The sequence below is a fragment of the Microbacterium sp. SORGH_AS_0428 genome, from assembly GCF_031453615.1.
Lineage (GTDB): Bacteria > Actinomycetota > Actinomycetes > Actinomycetales > Microbacteriaceae > Microbacterium.
In genome coordinates, this window is the sequence record NZ_JAVIZT010000001.1 from 2,998,096 (window position 1) to 3,014,828 (window position 16,733).

The 16,733-nt window shown below is 71.8% G+C and carries 9 protein-coding genes; 1 reads left to right on the forward strand and 8 read right to left on the reverse strand.

Going from position 1 to position 16,733, the window contains the following annotated elements:
* Positions 1 to 25 precede the first annotated feature (25 nt).
* Genes QE374_RS14620 through QE374_RS14655 form a run of 8 tightly spaced genes read right to left on the reverse strand, consistent with a single transcriptional unit; the run spans position 26 to position 14,754 of the window.
* Entirely contained in the window at positions 26 to 970 is a 945-nt protein-coding gene (locus QE374_RS14620) for a hypothetical protein (protein ID WP_309736039.1), read from the reverse strand.
* Positions 967 to 1,914, reverse strand: coding sequence for a hypothetical protein (locus QE374_RS14625; protein WP_309736041.1), 948 nt, complete (start codon positions 1,912 to 1,914; stop codon positions 967 to 969). The genes QE374_RS14620 and QE374_RS14625 overlap by 4 nt, the downstream gene beginning before the upstream one ends.
* Positions 1,907 to 2,746 (reverse strand): PP2C family serine/threonine-protein phosphatase, encoded by an 840-nt coding sequence (locus QE374_RS14630; protein WP_307324170.1) that lies wholly within the window; start codon positions 2,744 to 2,746, stop codon positions 1,907 to 1,909. Before QE374_RS14630 ends, QE374_RS14625 begins: the two co-directional genes overlap by 8 nt.
* Positions 2,743 to 5,244 (reverse strand): transglutaminase-like domain-containing protein, encoded by a 2,502-nt coding sequence (locus QE374_RS14635; protein WP_309736044.1) that lies wholly within the window; start codon positions 5,242 to 5,244, stop codon positions 2,743 to 2,745. The genes QE374_RS14630 and QE374_RS14635 overlap by 4 nt, the downstream gene beginning before the upstream one ends.
* Positions 5,241 to 6,605 (reverse strand): DUF58 domain-containing protein, encoded by a 1,365-nt coding sequence (locus tag QE374_RS14640; RefSeq protein WP_309736046.1) that lies wholly within the window; start codon positions 6,603 to 6,605, stop codon positions 5,241 to 5,243. The genes QE374_RS14635 and QE374_RS14640 overlap by 4 nt, the downstream gene beginning before the upstream one ends.
* Positions 6,602 to 7,567, reverse strand: coding sequence for a MoxR family ATPase (locus QE374_RS14645; protein WP_234074966.1), 966 nt, complete (start codon positions 7,565 to 7,567; stop codon positions 6,602 to 6,604). The genes QE374_RS14640 and QE374_RS14645 overlap by 4 nt, the downstream gene beginning before the upstream one ends.
* 4 nt (positions 7,568 to 7,571) lie before the next feature.
* On the reverse strand, positions 7,572 to 13,613 hold the full coding sequence (locus QE374_RS14650; RefSeq protein WP_309736048.1) for an Ig-like domain-containing protein: 6,042 nt from the start codon (positions 13,611 to 13,613) through the stop codon (positions 7,572 to 7,574).
* Position 13,614: 1 nt separating this feature from the next.
* The gene (locus tag QE374_RS14655) at positions 13,615 to 14,754 is read right to left on the reverse strand and encodes a serine/threonine-protein kinase (protein WP_309736050.1); all 1,140 of its coding nucleotides are present in this window, start codon (positions 14,752 to 14,754) and stop codon (positions 13,615 to 13,617) included.
* Positions 14,755 to 14,868: 114 nt separating this feature from the next.
* Between QE374_RS14655 and QE374_RS14660 the strand changes: the two genes are divergently transcribed.
* Positions 14,869 to 16,716 carry a DUF255 domain-containing protein gene (locus QE374_RS14660; protein ID WP_309736052.1) on the forward strand — a complete coding sequence of 616 codons (1,848 nt, stop codon included), beginning with the start codon at positions 14,869 to 14,871 and terminating at the stop codon, positions 16,714 to 16,716.
* Positions 16,717 to 16,733: the final 17 nt, after the last annotated feature.

Consider the following 16,733-nt stretch of genomic DNA (forward strand, 5'->3'; position numbering starts at 1 on the left):
CTTCGATGCTAACCCGAGCCGGGACTCAGATGCTCAGCAGTGTCGCGAGGCCGACGATCGAGCCCACGAACACGACCGCCGAAACGCTCGCGAGCACCGTCAGACGGGTGCGGGTGGCGCGACGCCGGGCGATCCGGGCCGCGAGCCCGCCGTCGCCGATGTCGACGACCGGGGAAGCGGGGGCGGTCGAGGGTGCAGCCGTGATGGTGGGCGTACGGATCGCGTACCGTTCGCGCGCGGGCGTACGGTCGGTCTCGGCATCGGGCGCGAACGATGCGGTCTGCCTCGCGGCACCCCGGCGCACGCGCGTGAGACGCGGTGACGCATCCGCCTTCGTCCCGCGCGGCGAGAGGCTCGTCGCATCGTCGGACACCGCGTCGCGCGGACGCAGCACGGTGTCATCCGCATCCGCATCCGCATCCGCATCCGCCGGGCGGTCACGGCGGCGCAGCAGCGTCGCGTCCTGCGGCTCGTCGCGGGGGCGCAGCACCGTGTCGTCGGTGTCGATCGCATCGACGGCCGCAGGCGGGCGCGGGGTGAGGACGGTGTGTTCGTCGTCCTCGTCGTCCGCGGCGGGGACGGCCAGCGAACGGGAGACGACCACGGTCGTGTCCGCCGTCGGAGCAGGCCTGCGCACCAGCAGTGTGCCGTCCTCCGGTTCGTCGGACGGCGGCGCCTTCTCGGGCGCCGGAGCCTGCGCCTCGGCCGGACGCCGTACCAGCGCGGTGCGGTCGTCCACGTCCTCCGGCGCGACGGTCGGTGCGGCGGGCGTGCGGTCCACGATCACGGTCTCGTCGGCGTGCGGGGCCGGTCTCTCGCGGGACACGATGACCGTCGCGTCGCTCGCCTCTGCGGCCGCGGAGGCGTTGCGTCGGTCGCGCCGGCTCACGAGCTGGGTGCTGTCCTCGGCCTGCTCGGCCGGACCGGGCTCGCGACGCGAGAGGCGGGTGCTGTCATCCGGGTCGGTCATGCGTCCCCCACGAAGCGGATGCGGGCACCGCCGGCGAGCTCCGCGCTCGCACCCTCGCGCACCTCCACGGCGCGGTCCGGCACGAGCAACCGTGCGACCCCGTCCGCGTCGATGACGGCCGTCCCGCCCGGCGTCGCGAGGTCCTCGATCTGCACGCGGGTCCCGTCGGTCCAGATCTTCACGTGCGCGCGGGAGACGTCGCGGGAGACGTCGCCGAGCGCCACCAGGGTCGGCAGGTCGTCGCCTTCCACGCGTGAGCTGCGCGGTCCGCGCCCGACCAGCAGCGTGCCGTGGATCGGCACGATGTGCCCCCCGGGCAGTTCGATGGCGCGCGGGGCGCGCGGTGTACGCGGCGCGGGTTTCGGAGCGAGCGCGCTGGAACTGGTCACGACGGTCTCGTCGTCGGCCGGCTCGGATGCGGCGGGGCGCGGCCCAGGGGGCGCGGCGGCTGGAGGCGGGGCGGCGGGAGGAATGAGGGGTCGCGCGACGGCGGGACGTCCGCGCAGCATGATGCCGGCAGCCGTCGTCGGCCCGACGCGCACGGGGCGCTCCGGTGTCGGACCCAGGTCGAACAGCTTCGGCTCCGCATCGGGCGCGCCGGCCCAGGCGCGCACCACCGATGCCGCCTCCACCTCGCGCCACGTGTGGGCACCGACGCCGTCGACGCGCCACACCCGGCGGGAACGGTCTTCGAAGCGGAGCACGAACTCGCCGCGCACGAAGGCGGTGAGGCGGTCGTCGTCCAACGCGACCACGGCGAACGCCGGCACCGCGGCGATACCGTCGGCGAGCAGGGCGTCCAGGATCTCGGGCGTTCCGGGCATGGTGCCCGTCGACAGCACGCGTCGCGCCGCGGCCACCGCGGCATCGCCCCCGACGATCACGGCGAGCGTGTCGGTGGCGATCGCGGGCAGGGGCCCTTCGAACCAGGTGCGCTCAGCCACGGATGGGTCGCTCTCGTCGCGAGGTGATGGTGTCCACCTCGATGGGCTGCACCGCTGCCTGCTCGCTCGTCGCGAAGCCGCCCGTCACCTCGTCGGCGCGGGGAGCGAGCCCTCCGGAGCGCACATCCACCACGACGGCGCTGATGTTGTCGCGTCCGCCGCGGGCGAGCGCCTGATCCACCAGCGCGTACGCGGTCTGCTCGGCGGAGCCGCCGAGGCTGAGACCCGCCAGCACCGCCTCGTCGCTCAGATCGTTCGACAGACCGTCCGAGCACAGCAGCATGCGCTCGCCGGTCACGATGGGGGACAGCCAGTAGTCGGCGGGGCTCTGGCTGTCGCCGACGGCGCGGGTGATGACGTTGCGACCCGGATAGGTGGACATCTCGGAGCGGCTGATCTTTCCCGCATCCACGAGTTCCTGCACGACCGAGTGGTCGACCGTGAGCTGTTCGAGCGAGCTGCCGACGAGCCGGTACACGCGGGAGTCCCCGATGTTCACGACGAGCCACGCGTGCGACCCGTTCTGCACCACGGCGACCAGGGCGGCGAGGGTGGAGCCGGCGCCGCGTGCGTGACGCCCCGCGACCTGCGACACCGCGGCGTGGGCGGATTCGACGGCGGTCACCACTTCCTCCGGTTGCACGTCGTCGCGACCGACGAGGTGGCGGAAGGCGTCCACGACCGCGGCGCTGGCCAGATCACCCGCTTCGTGGCCCCCCATGCCGTCGGCGACGAGGAAGACGGGGTACTGCGCGAGCACCGCATCCTCGTTCAGCTTGCGGACGCGGCCGACGTCGGAGCGCGCTCCGGCCATGACGACGATCCCGGTCATGGTCGTCCCCTTCCATCTCGCGACGCAGCCTCGCGCAATCCGCGTGCGAATGAGCGTAGCGACAGCCGAGCCTTCCAGCGCGTCCACAAGCCGCCTGTGGACGCGAATCGCTGCCGTTCCTGGTCGATGAGCTCCCAGAACCGGGCGGATTCCTCTTCGGTGGTGGTTCCCGGGGCGAACACCGCTCGATCGGCGAGGGCCGCCAGCGTCGCGGGGTCCGCGGTCTCCGCGTCGGAGACGGCGGCCGCTGTCTCCGACCGGGTCGCGGCGGGCGGGATGCGGTGGCCGTGATCGACGGCGGTGTCGAGGTACTCCTCCCAGCCGCCGACGACCCTGTCGACCGGGTCCGCCGACGAACGCCGGGCTCGCCGGCGCATGATCTTCGCCACGAGCACCGCGATGGCGGGCATCAGCAGGATCAGCAGCGCGAAGATCGCGATGCCGGAGATGCGCAGCGTGGCCCACAGCCATGCGAGATCCACCGGATCCGTCGGCTCGTCGCTCTGCGGCGGCGACGCGTCGGCGGGATCCGCCTCCGGAGGCAGGACGGTGTCGGCCTGCTCCGGCTCGACCGGGGTCATGTTCTGGGGGTCGCGACGCTGCTGGACGTCGGGCGAGAGGGGGACGCGGTGCTGCGGGGTCGTGTCGATCGCCGTCCAGGAGCCGTCCGCGTCGCGCACCTCGATCCACGCCGCCAGGTCGCCGCTCGTGCACGTGCCGTCCTCGCACACCGGCAGATCCGCGTCGTCGCTGCTCAGGCGGGTGCCGAGCACGACCCGCGCGGGAAAGCCCAGATGATCCGCGATGAGAGCTGCCGCCACAGCGAACTGCTCGTCGTCTCCCGCCGCTGCGACGAGCAGGGAGTCATCGTCTCCGCCGGTCTCGTTCTGCTTCTTCAGCAACTCCGTGAACAGGTCCCCGATGCGGTCGGTGGAGTGACCGCTGCGGCTGGGCTCGAACGTGTAGTCGCCGAGCTTCTGCGCCCACACCGGGACGGCGTCGGGATCGAGCGTCAACGCGTGCGAGAGGAGTCCGCGCGCCCGGAGGCGCGAGATCAGCTCGACCAGGCCGGCGCCGCCCGAGGGCGCATCCTGTGCGCTCACCCACTCTTCGAGGGATTCGGGGACGAAGGCCGGGTCGAACGTGCCGGAACGGGACGGCGTCAACGTCCCGGGGTCGCGCGGGGCGTCGGTGATCACCCCGGTCTGGGTGTAGCTGACGCCGGCGGCGAGTCCCGGGTCCGACAGCTCGACGCCGGTGGCGGAGTCCGGGTTGTAGAAGAAGCCGTCCGACAGTGCGGCCCGCGTCGATCCCGAGAAGTCGATCGAGGTGAGATCTCCCACGGCGGGCACCCAGATGCCCGTGTAGTCGCCCACCGTGAACGTGGCTGAGGCGTGGTTGCCCGTGTCGGCGGGCAGGGACGCGGGAACCCGCCGGAACTCCGTGCTGTCGGAGCGGTTGCCCGTCTGCGGGTCGGTGGCCCGCATGACCCGGCCGTCGTAGTAGCTGAGGGTCGCCAGACGCACGCGATCCACTCCGGGGTCGGCGGCGACCGTGAACAGGACATCGTCGAACCGCTCGTCCGAGAAGCCGGCGCGGTAGTCGGCGAGCGGGCTCAGCGTCTGACGCACCTTGAGCACCGGATCGATCGCGGTGCGCAGCACATCGCGGGAGGAGCCCGACACTGCCCAGGGTGCGAGCGCGAGGCCCAGGGTGAGGGCGATCACGAGCATTCCGGCGGCGAGGGCGATGCGGCTGCCGAGGGTGCGCGCGACGCGCACGGACGAGCGCACGCCGCTTGCCGAGCGCGCGACGCGCAGGGCGACCCGACGCGTGTGGACGTTGCGCCACACGTACCACGCGAAGCCCGTCAGCAGCGCGCCGAGTCCGACCGTCGCCTCCCATACCCCGTCGAGTTCCCAGAGTCCGATGCGCCAGGAGCCGTCCACCGCGCTCGAACCGAACACGACGCCGAACGCCGTGATCACCAGTGCGAGCGGCGCCGCGAGCACCCAGAGCCTGACCGCGCGCAGCGCCAGCAGGAGAGCCACTGTGCCGAGCGCGAGCATCAGGAAGAAGGGGAGTGCGAGGGTCGCTTGGTACACGCCGAGCGGCAGCTCGAGCGTCAGCAGGTTCTTCCACCCCGTGACGGGCGCGCTCACGACGCCCCAGACGCCCGGCAGGATCGTCGCGGGGTCGGTGATCATCGTGGGCGCGGCGACCGGAACGCCCACGACGACATACGCGCCCGCGGTGATGAGCGCGAGCTGCCACCAGCGCAGCGGGCGCCAGACGGCGAGCAGGGCGATGCCGGTCGCGATGAGGATCGCCACCGCGGCGACGAGCACGAACCAGCCGCTGCGGTAGATCGTCCACACGGATGCGGCGCCGATCGCGAGCAGGGCGTCGATGAAGGCGATGTTGCCGACGAGGAACGCGATGTCGCGTTCGGTGCGTCGGGGCCGGCGCGCCCGGGCGCGTGCGTCGGGCGCGCTCATGACTGTGCGCTCCGAGCGAGGATGTGGCGGAGGTCCTCGAGCAGACCCATCGTCACGATCGAGGCGCCGCCGATGGTGCGGAAGCCGGGCTCGGCCGCAGGATCGCAGACGATGGCGGCGACGCCCGTGTCGGCGGGGAAGGCGAGGGCGGCGTGCTGCAGCATCCGCAGTGTGGGGGTGGACCCGCAGATGAGGAATCCGATGGACACGTCACGGTGCGCCTCCACCGCCAGGCTCGCGACGTCGCGGAGACCCGTGATGCGTTCGCCCTTCTCGACGCCGGCGAGCTCGTCGAGCAGGGTGCGCGCGGTGATGGTGACGAGGTCCCGGGAGGTGCGGACGGCCCGGCGGGCGAACTCGGGCACCTCGCCGCCGACGACCACGGAGACGTCGCGGCCGTCGCGGATGCCGCGCACCCCGAGGGACGCGGCGGCGCTGACGGCGAGCTCGAACTCCTCGTCGTCGGCGTAGTCCTCCTCGCCCGTGGCCAGCACGATCACCATCCGGGATCGGCGGGACTCCTCGTACTGGCGAACCATGAGGGTCCCGGTCTTCGCCGTGGACTTCCAGTGGATCTGGCGCTGCGAGTCGCCGGAAGCGTACTCGCGGATCGCGTGGAACGAGATGTCGGCGTCCACGACGAGGGAGGAGGGGTTGCCCTCGAGGTCTTTGATGAACCCCGTGGCAGTGCTCGGGATCGCGGTCGTCACGGGGTGCACGTAGAGCGTGTGGAGGTCCTCCCACACGACTTCACGGCGCAGGATGCCGAGCGGGTCGCCGCGGACGGCCCGGGCGGGTCCGATGTCGAGCACGCCGCGACGCAGTCCCGGGATCGTCAGCTCTTCGTCGTGCGCGGCCTCGTGGCGCAGCAGCGGGATCGCGACGTCGACGAGACCTTCGCCGACGGGCACGTCGACGCGGCCGGGGAGGGCGACGCCCTTGCCGACGTTGACGACGCGCAGCGACAGTGCGACCTCGCTGCCGGCGACGACACGGTCGTGGGCGAGGCCGAGGCTGACGCGGTAGGCGCGCGCACCGAAGAGGAACGGCGCCGCGCACAGGACGAGGACGGCGGCGACGGCGCCGGCCAGGACGAACTCGATCCACCCGAACACGATGCCCAGGCTCAGCCCGATCGCGGCCGCGCCGATGAGCAGCCATCCTCCCGCGGTGACCGTGTCGCCGACGGCGCGGGCGCCGCGGGCCACGGCTCGTCGCACCCGCCGCCAGAAACGGATGCCGCCCACGACGATGACCGTCGTGGAACGCGACGTGTCATAGCGCGTGCGGGTGCTCCCGGCGGTCGACGTCGAGGTGGACGTCGAGCCGATCCGGGTGACGCGGGAAGAGGAATCCGTCACGCGGACTCGCGCTGCGTCGGGGGAGCGACGTCGAGCATGACCTGGCCGATCACCGCGCCGGCGGTCACACCGTCGAACTCCGCCTCGGGATCGAGGATCAGGCGGTGGGCGAGCACGGGCTCGGCCAGCGCCTTGACGTCGTCGGGCGTCACGTACCCGCGGCCGTGCGCCAGAGCCCACGTGCGAGCGGCGCGGGTGAGCGCGAGCGCGCCGCGCACGCTGACGCCCAGGCGCACCTGGGCCGCCTGGCGAGTGGCCTCGACGACGCGCGCGATGTAGTCCAGCACGAGCGGGTTCAGGTAGGCGTCCTGCGCGATCTGGCTGAGCGTCTGCACGGCCTCGGGCGTGATGACCGCGCCCACCTCGCGCTTGCCTGCGGCGCTGCCCTCGAGGATCCGCACGGTGGCGGCGTGGTCGGGGTAGCCCAGCGACGTCTTCATCAGGAACCGGTCGAGCTGCGCCTCGGGGAGGCGGTACGTGCCGGCCTGTTCGACGGGGTTCTGGGTGGCGACCACGAGGAACGGGCTTCCCACGCGCCGCGAGACGCCGTCGACCGTGACCTGGCCCTCCTCCATGACCTCCAGCAGTGCCGACTGGGTCTTGGGGCTCGCGCGGTTGATCTCGTCCGCCAGGACGATGTTCGCGAAGATCGGGCCCGAGTGGAACTCGAACTCGCCGCGCTTCTGGTCGTACACCGTGATGCCGGTGACATCACCCGGGAGCAGGTCGGGCGTGAACTGGATGCGGGAGCTCGTGCCCTGCACGCTCTCGCCCATCGCGCGCGCGAGCGAGGTCTTTCCCGTCCCGGGGAAGTCCTCCAGCAGCAGGTGCCCCTGCGAGACGAGCGCGGTGAAGGCGAGCTCGATGACGTGACGCTTGCCGAGCACCACCTGCTCGACGTTCTCCACGAGGGCGGAGAACGTCTCCTGGAACCAGGCGGTCTGTTCTGGGGTGACGGTCATCGATTCAGCCTCCGTTGCTGGGGGGAGTGTTGGGGTCGGAGGGCGGGGGCGTCTGGGTGCCAGCGCAGCCTCCCCGACCCGTGTCGAGGTTGAGGGAGATGTCCCCGTAGCCGGCGGCCGGGTCGGTGAAGGTGAACGTCGCCTTCGCCGTCGCTCTCGTGGTGCCGTTCGGAACGATCATCCTGTCGTCTCCCGGCGGGATCTCCTGCGGGAACAGACCGCCGAACGCGCCGTCGCTGTAGTACTTCGGGGTCGTCGGGTCGATCACGAGCTTTCCGACCGAGCCCGGCTGCTGGTCGATCGTCGCCTTCAGCTCGCTGCCCACGACGCACTGGGTGATCCGGGCGTTGCCCACATCCACCTGCTTGGCGCGTGCCGGGTCCGCGGGCTTGATGGTCGCGGGCTGGCCGCAGCGCGACAGGTCGGAGCCCCGCACGCAGTACTTGACCTGCATCGAGCCCTCCTGGCCCATGGCGGGCTGCTGCCACTGCGTCGACTCGCCCTGGTGGCCGAGGTAGACGGTGTCGAAACCGTTCGCGTTGGCAACGTCCACGCTGCGCACGAGATACGTGCCATCGCCGTTGCCCCAGCCGTTGGGGATGCTGTAGGTCGGGTTCTGCGGAACCGGAGCGCCCGCCTGATCCCAGGCCCATCCGTCGGCGGTGGCGCTCTTCGCGGCTCCGAAGCCGTTGCTGACGCAGGCGCCGACGGTGTACTTCTGGTTCTCTTGGAGACCGTCGATCGTGGCGGAGGTGGAGGTCTGGCCGTTGACTCTGGCCTGCAGATTCTGGCCGTTGCTGTCCACGTCGCACGAGAAGTCGCCGAAGCCGGCCCGGTAGGCGACGTAGATGATCTCGCGGCCGCGGTTGCTCCCGTTCATGTCGACGTTCGGCCCGGTCACGACCAGTGCGTTCTTCCTCTCGGCGGCGATGGCCACTCCGTCGGTGCGCGGCAGACCGGCGACCTGGACGCCCACGTTCTTCGTCTGTCCGACCGACCCGCTGCCGTCCGGGGCCGAGTTCGCGCTGTTGGCGGTGACGGTGATGGTCGCCTGCCCCACCGGCAGCGTGATGGTCACCTCGGTCGTGTCGCCGCCCGAGCGCGGCACATCGCCGTTGGCCCCCGTGACGGAGTAGGTGCGGACTTCGGGATCGACGTTCTGGATGCGGATCTTCACCGCGCCCGCGTCGCCCGTCGTGCGCTGCCGGTCGTAGATCGGATCCGCGGTCACGTTGCCGACCGCCGGCTGCCGGTACGCCCAGGCCTGCACCGTGACACCCGTCCGCGACTCGCCGACCGTGTTGAACGCGCGGGCCTCGTACGTGCGGCGATCGCCGTTGCTGGCGACCTGGAAGGGCTCGCACACGCCGGCCGCGGAGCAGGTGGTGACCTGCTGGCCGCCCTGCAGGATGTGGAAGCCCTGCAGTGCGGGGTACGCGTTGCCCGCGGCCCCCGGCTCGACCCGCAGGGTGATCGTGCGGTCGCCGAAGCCGATCTGGGTGACGTTGTTGGGAGCCTTCGGGTACCCCTGGAGATCCAGCGTGACCTGGCCGTTGCGGTCGCCCGCCGACTGGCGCCCCTGGGCGTCCTCGACGGTGAAGCCGACCGTGCAGCGCGTGCCGTCGGCATCCGGCGACCAGTTCGCCTGGATCGCGGTGGAGCTGGCCACGCCGAAGGAGACGCCGGTGCAGCTGCCGCCGGAGGCGCCGCCGACGGCGACGAGCTTGAGGGGCGTGCCGGGGAGCGGGTTGATCTCGCCGCCCTGACCGATCACGTTGATCGTGCACCCGTTGCCCGACGACTGCGAGCACGACTGGGTGAGCGTCGCGCCCTTCGGCAGCGTCGAGGGGGCCGGACCCACCTGGAGCGCCAGGGTGGCGGGTCGCACATCGCGATGGCTGGGCAGGGTGACGGTGACCGGCTCCTGACGGCCCGGGCGTGCCGCATCCCGCGCGGTCACGGTCACCTGCGACCCGGTGGTCTGCACCGTGAACTGATCGCCCGCGTACGAGGTGGCGTACTGCAGGGCGCCCCAGTCCTCCGTGCCCGCCCACGAGGTCATGTCGCGCAGCTCGAACGTCGCGGAGGAGCCCGGGCTGACCGTGAGGGACGCCGCGCGCAGCTCGGGCTGCGGGTCTTCGGCGATGACGTCGACGCGGATCGTCAGGTAGGTGTAGGTGTCTTGGCCGACCAGCCGCACCGGAACCGTGCAGCTGTCGGTCCAGGGCGCCCCCGCCCCCGCGGAGTAGCGGACGGTCGTCCCGGAGGTCAGCGCGCAGGTGGCCTCTGCACGGCCACCGCCCGCGGCGACGCGCGAGGCGTCGATCTCGATGTCGGCGTTCGGGGGCAGCGCCACCGCGCGCGCGAGGTCCACATCCACCGTGCCGCGCTCATCGACCTGCACCGAGGCGGCCGATGCGCGCAGGGTCAGCTGCAGGTCGTTCGTCCCCGGCACCTTGAGGAAGCCGTAGGAGGTCACTTCGCTGCCGTCGAAGGCGGTGCCGGTCACCTGGAACGGGATGAGCTCGGTCTTGTCGGGCAGGCGCCCCGAGATCTTGCGGCCGTCGACGGAGATCCCGGCCGGTTCCCCCCACAGCGACAGCTTCAGCGACGAGACGTCGCCGGCGTTCCAGGAGACCTTGCCGGTGAGGACGTCGACGCCGTCCGGGAAGTCCTCCCGCGTCTCGACGGTGAGCGTGGTGTCGCGTACGGCGGGATAGTCGGGCACGGGGTCGCGCACGACCTTCAGGACGATGAGGCCGATCGCGGTGTCGCCCTGGGCGTTTCGCACCGTGTACGCGAACGAGTAGGTCCCCAGCTGCGTGCCGGCCTTGAGGCGCACCTCGTTGTCCTCGACGCCCTGCATCATGGCATCCATCGCGCGGTACTCCTCGGAGCCCACATCCGCGTTGGGTCGCACATCGATCACCTCGAGCGTCGTGCCGGAGGGGTCGAGGTCGTTGTCCGCGGGTCGGACGACGGCCTCGGAGTCTGCACCCGCCTGCACCTGGACGTAGTCGCTGTAGGTCACCGGTGCGGGGCTCGACTCGGCGTCCAGCACGCCGACGCGCACCTCGCCGACCCCGACCGCGCCCAGGGTGTCGCGCACCTGGTACGTGAAGGACACCTGGCCCTTGTCCCCGGGGGAGCTCGTGTAGATGATCGCGTCGCCCTCGGCGGAGATCGTCGCCGAGCCGCGGCCGGGCTGCGCCGTGATGCGATCCAGCGTCACGGCATCCCCGTCGGGATCGACGCCGAAGCGGTCGAACGGGATCGACACGGTGGCGCCGCTCAGGACGCGACCGACGAGCGTCCGGGGCACCGGAGCGGAGTTGGAGTCCTCGGGCAGGACGGTGACGGTCACCTTGGCGGTGTCGGTCATGTCCGGGAAGCCCATGCGGTAGATCGTGTAGCCGAGCGTGTAGGTGCCCGGTTCGCTGGGCGCGAGATAGCGCAAGAGACGGCCGGTGGCGAAGGCGAGTCCGGTGTTCGACTCGTTCGTGATGGTCGAGGGGTCGATCGCGAACTGCGCGCCGGCCGGGGCCGTGTCGTTGTCGAGCACGGGGATGTCGATCTGGGCGCCGGCGCGCACGGTGGCCGCGTCGTCCACGGCGATCGGCGGCTCCGCCGTCGGCGCGGGCAGCAGCACGACCGTGGTCTCACCGGTCGTGGTCGTGTAGCCGTTGCCGGTACCGTCCGACACCGTGTAGGTGACCACGCCGAGCGTTCCCGGCTGCGCGTTGTCGGTGGAGCCCGCGACACGCAGCATGCTCTGGCCGACGAGGTCCACGCTCAGCGACGCGCTCGGGTCGGGGGTGACGACGACGTCGCTGGCCAGGAGCACGAGACCCGCGGGGTTCGACACCGGCGAGATCACGTCGATGGTCGAGTCCTCACCGGGGCGCACGAAGGCCGTGAGGGGAGGCGTGGAGATCTGCGTGGCAGCGGGATCGACGATGGTCACCCTGACGGTCCCGGTCGCCTCGGCGAGCGAGTCGGCGACCGTGTACTGCACCAGATACGAGCCGGGGTTGGCGGCGGCGAAGACGAAGGTGCCGGCGACGCTGTTGACGGTGATCTGGGCCGCGGCGTCCGTGATCGAGTTGGCGCTGCGCATGGTGATGGCGCCGTTCACGCCTGTCACGTGCGGGCGCACATCGATCGTGGTGGGAGCTGCGATCGTGCCCACGGCGGCGAACGAGGCCGCCGTCAGCTGGGGGCTCGGGGTGATCGCGATCTCGAGAGGCTTCTCCGTCGACAGCCCCCTCGCGTCGGTGACCGTCACGAGGATCGTGACCGACTGGGCGTCGGCCTGGTTGGGGTTGGGGTGCTGGAAGGTGATCGTGCCCTGCGGGTCGAGGGCGACGGAACCGATGCCGCTCTGGTTCACCGCCGAAGAGATGTAGAGCGGATCGCCGTCCGGGTCGACCCAGCCCTCGAGCACGTTCACCGACACGGTGCCGCCGGGCACGACCTGCGGCGAAGGCCAGGTCGCGAGGCACGCCTCGACGCCGCACCACGCCGGCGCGCTGTTCGCCCCGGGCGGCGACACGGTCAGCGTCACGGTCGCCGGTTGCGAGGTGAGCCCGTCGGTCGTCGTGCCGTCCGTGATCCGGTACCGGAAGGTCGCCGATCCACTCGCCTCCGGGGACACGCGCACGACGAGCTCCTGCTGCTCGTTCGAGACCGAGACGGTTCCGAACGCGGGATCGAGGCCCTCGACGGATGCGGCCACGATACTCAGCACGTCCTCGTTCGGATCGTGGTCGTTGAGCAGGACGGGCAGGACGGCGCTGCGGCCGGCGCGCACCCCGAACGCATCGTCGACGGCGACGGGCGGCTTCGGATCGATCACGCGCTCGGCCTGGATGTCCTCCTGCTGCTGGGTGGGCACATCCTGGTCGGAATCCCACTGCTGCGAGGACGGCACGAGAGCGCCGTTCGGAAGCGTCCAGACCCAGCCGGAACGCGTCTCGTTCAGGATCATGCGCGAGCCGTTGCTCAGGAACTCCGGCGCGACCTCGTCGCCGAGCGAGCCCCCGGCGTAGTCCAGGTCGCTCTGTCCCGCATCCGAGGACCACAGCGTTCCCTGCGCCTGGCTGTTGGGCAGCCACGCCGCGTACATCACGCCCTTCGCCTCGGCCGGCGCCGCGGGGGTTCCCTGCGCGGCGTCGACGACGCGCTCGGGACCCGAGCCGTCGATGGGCACGGAGACGAGTCCTGTCGTGTCCGCGACATAGACCTGGTCGCGCGACGAGCCCGACTTCTGCAGCACCCCGCCGATCGTCCCGGTCTCCAGGGGCTGATCGCGCCCGCGCAGCCAGAGCAGGCCCGAGTCGGGCTCCAGGAGTGCCCAGGTGGTGCCCACCGCGCTGAGAGTCGCGGATGCGGGGGCGTCGGACACCGTGTCCGAGCCCTCGATCTTGCCCGTGCGGGCGTCGGCGCGCACCACGCGCTCCTCGGCGGAGGAGTAGGCGTAGACGATTCCGTCGACGCCGACCGCGATGCTGTCGGCAACGAAGACGGGGCGTTCCTCTCCTTCCGCGACCTCCGTCTGGGCGTACGGGTCGACGGGCACGGTGCTGCTCGGCGAGGCGAGCGAGCCCGCGAAGACGGCGCCGTTGTCCGTGCGGTAGGCGATCGTGTCGCCGGTGGAGACGACATCGACCGTGCCGGGCGGAGTGTTCTGGAACGCATCCTCCGCGTCGGCGTTCAGATCGGCGGGCATCGCCATGTCGACGTCCGCGAAGCGGGTGTCGCCCTCCGCGTACACCAGCAGTCGGTCTGCGTTCTGCACGAGCGCGCTGGGGTTCTCCACCTGCTTGACCGTGTCGATCTCACCGACGGTCGTGTTCACGCGGGCATAGCGCCGGCCCTCGCCGGACTGCATCGCCCAGATCGTGCCGTCGTCGGGCGGAGTCTGCTGGGCGTCGAAACCGGGCCACACCACGGCGAGCGTCGTGACGATGGCCAGCACGGCGGCGACGGAGCCGCCGATGATCCAGCCGCGGCGATCGGCGAGCGGGGTGCGGGGGGCCTCGGCCATCTCAGGCTCCTCCGAGGACGAGGACGGTCACGAGCACCGCTGCCGCCGCGACGACGACGGCGCCGCCCACGAGCAGGGCGATCATGCCGCCGGACAGGCGGCGTCCGCGCGGCGCCGCCCCGGCGAGGACCGTGCCCTCGTCGGGGCGGCGACCGCCGCGGTCGCGGGAGCGCACCGGCCGGCGCGATTCGTACTGGACGTTGGGGCGCACGGGGCCGCGAGCGCGATCATCGGCGAAGTTCACCGGGGTTCCGGCGGAGGCCCACTCGTCCACGGCGACTTCCATCGGAGTGTGCGGCAGGCCGAGCTCGTGCTGGATGAGCTGCAGCTCGTAGGCGAACTGGGCGGCCGAGGGGTGGCGGCCGGCGGGGTCGCGATTCATCGAGCGCGACAGCACGGCTTCGAGGCTCGCGGGGACGTCGGCCCGGCCGATGGGGGTGTAGGCGGCGCGGCGGATGCGGGCCTTGAGCTGGTCGCGGCCGTTCTGGCCGCTCCCGGGGCGCTCGAAGGGACTGCGTCCCGCCAGCAGGGAGTACACGGTGGCCCCCAGCGCCCAGACCTCGGCGGGGACGGAGCCCGCGATCCTCTCGTCGATGATCTCGGGCGCGCTCCACGGCACGGACATGGCGAACACTTCGTCGTCGCCGCGTCCGCCGACGGCGGTGGCGATGCCGAAATCGGCGAGGACGGGAGCGCCGAAGGCCGTCACCAGCAGGTTCGAGGGCTTGATGTCGCGGTGCAGCAGACCCGAGCGGTGCGCCGTCTCCAGTGCGGAGCCGATCCGGATGCCGGCCTGGAGCACCTCCGCCAGCGGGATCTCCTCGCGTCGATAGCGGGAGCCGAGAGATCCGGGGCAGTACTCCATGACGAGATAGGGGCGTCCGTCGGACGAGATGCTCGCCTGGTAGATGGTGAGGATCGACGGATGCGCGCTCAAGCGCGCCATCACATCGGCCTCCGCGTTGAACATGCGCAGCAGGCCGTCGTCGACGATGTCCTCGAGGAGCACTTTGACGGCGACCGGGCGGCGCGGCATGTCCTGCTCGAACAGGAAGACGTCGGCGAAACCACCGGTGCCGAGAGGGCGGACGTAGGTGAAGCCGGGAAGGACGGGCGGTGCCGCGGGCAGTCTCTGCGCCACCGGCGTCCCCCTTTCCGCGTACGACGTGCACACCCGACGTACGCGCGGGACTCTGCCGAACCTTCCTATCACAGCGTCGTGGCCGCATCCGATTCGGAAACCTACGCTTGACACATGTCCTCCGAACTGTCCCGAGCGGCGAGCCCGTACCTCCGTCAGCACGCGGAGCAGCCGGTGGCGTGGCACGCGTGGGGCGAGGCCGCTTTCGCCGAGGCGCGACGGCGCGACGTGCCGGTCATGGTGTCGATCGGCTACGCCACGTGCCACTGGTGCCACGTCATGGCGGCGGAGTCCTTCTCCGACCCCGGCATCGCGGCGCGCCTGAACCGGACCATGGTCTCGGTCAAGGTGGACCGTGAGGAGCATCCCGAGGTCGATGCGGTGTTCCTCGCCGCCGCCGCGGCGTTCACCCCGCATCTCGGCTGGCCGCTGACGGTCTTCACGACCCCCGAGGGCCAGCCCTTCTTCGCCGGGACCTACTGGCCTCCGACGGCGCGGGGCCGGCTTCCCGGGTTCGCCGACGTCATCGACGCCGTCGATCACGCGTGGCGCGAACGCCGGGAGGCGGTGGCCGAGACCTCCGGTGCGCTCCAGCGCGCGCTCGACGCGGCGGCGCGCGAGAGAGGTGACGAGGCGCTCGATCCCGCATGGCCCACCGCCGAGGTCCGCGGGCAGCTCGCTGCGCGCATCGCGGCGCGCGAGGATCCCGAGTTCGGCGGCTTCGCTCCAGCGGGAGCGGATGCGGCCACCCCCAAGTTCCCGGTGTGGCCGGTGCTGCGTTTCCTGCAGACCGAACCCGACGAGGCGTCGCGGTCGCTCGCGGAGCGCACCCTCGACCGCATGGCCCGCTCGCCGCTGCGCGACGCGGACGGCGGATTCTTCCGATACGCCACACGCCGCGACTGGAGCGTGCCCCACTACGAGCGCATGCTCACCGACAACGCCGGTCTCATCCAGGTCGCCCTCGCCGCTGGGCGCGCCGACATCGCCTCCGCCGCGGCGGGATTCCTCGTCGACACGCTCCAGCTCCCCTCCGGCGGATTCGCCGCCGCGCAGGACTCCGAATCCTTGATCGACGGCGAGCGCAGCGAGGGCGGGTTCTATCAGCGCGCTCTCGACGAACGGAGCGCGCTGGAGCCGCCGCGCATCGATGACAAGCTCGTCACCGGATGGAATGGCCTCGCCGTCGGGGCGCTCGCCGCGACGGGTGCACGCCTCGCACGCGCAGACCTCATGGACGCAGCCGTGCGCGCCGCCCTCGCCGTCGAGGAGTCGAACCTCGCCGACGACGGGACCCTGCGTCGGGCCTCCCTGGACGAGATCCTCTCCGGTGCGCCGGCGACGCTCGAGGACTACGGCGCTCTCGCCCAGGGTCTCGCCGTGCTCGCGATGGCCTCGGGATGTGTCGCCTATGCCGTCCAGGCGCGCCGGCTCGTCGACCTGTGCTGGCCGACCGAGGAGGCGGCGGTCGTACCCGGCGGGCGCGACAGTGTGCTGGCGGCTCTGGGGGCGCCCGAGGTCGACGACGCCGACACCGACCGTCCCTCGGGTGCGGCCTCGCTCGCCGAAGCCTCTCTCACCCTGTGGCGTCTGGGGGCGGGGGAGCGGTACCGGCGGCGAGCCCGCACGATCGTGGCGGCGCGCGCGACACGCGCCGTCGAGGACCCGTTCTCGCACGCCGCCGTGCTGCGCGTTGCGGCGTTGCTGGAGGGCTCCGGGCGCCAGATCGTGGTGGTGGCCGACAGCGACGACGATCCGCTCGCCCGAGCCGCCCACGCGACGGGAGCCGACGTCGTCGTGCGGGTGAGCGAGCCGGATGCGGTCGCGTGGACCGAGGCCGGGTTCTCGCTGTTCGCCGGCCGCACCGCAGCCGACGGACGGCCCACGGCGTACGACTGCCGGGAGTTCGTGTGCCGACTGCCCATCCACGACGCGGGCGGTTTCTCCGAGCCGGAGGCCTGAACTCGCCCTATCATCGA

Excerpts from the sequence above, each read along its gene's own strand:
- QE374_RS14645 (WP_234074966.1), bottom strand. The coding sequence starts at position 7,567 with ATGACCGTCACCCCAGAACAGACCGCCTGGTTCCAGGAGACGTTCTCC.
- QE374_RS14635 (WP_309736044.1), bottom strand. The coding sequence starts at position 5,244 with ATGAGCGCGCCCGACGCACGCGCCCGGGCGCGCCGGCCCCGACGCACC.
- QE374_RS14630 (WP_307324170.1), bottom strand. The coding sequence starts at position 2,746 with ATGACCGGGATCGTCGTCATGGCCGGAGCGCGCTCCGACGTCGGCCGC.
- QE374_RS14660 (WP_309736052.1), top strand. The coding sequence starts at position 14,869 with ATGTCCTCCGAACTGTCCCGAGCGGCGAGCCCGTACCTCCGTCAGCAC.
- QE374_RS14650 (WP_309736048.1), bottom strand. The coding sequence starts at position 13,613 with ATGGCCGAGGCCCCCCGCACCCCGCTCGCCGATCGCCGCGGCTGGATC.
- QE374_RS14620 (WP_309736039.1), bottom strand. The coding sequence starts at position 970 with ATGACCGACCCGGATGACAGCACCCGCCTCTCGCGTCGCGAGCCCGGT.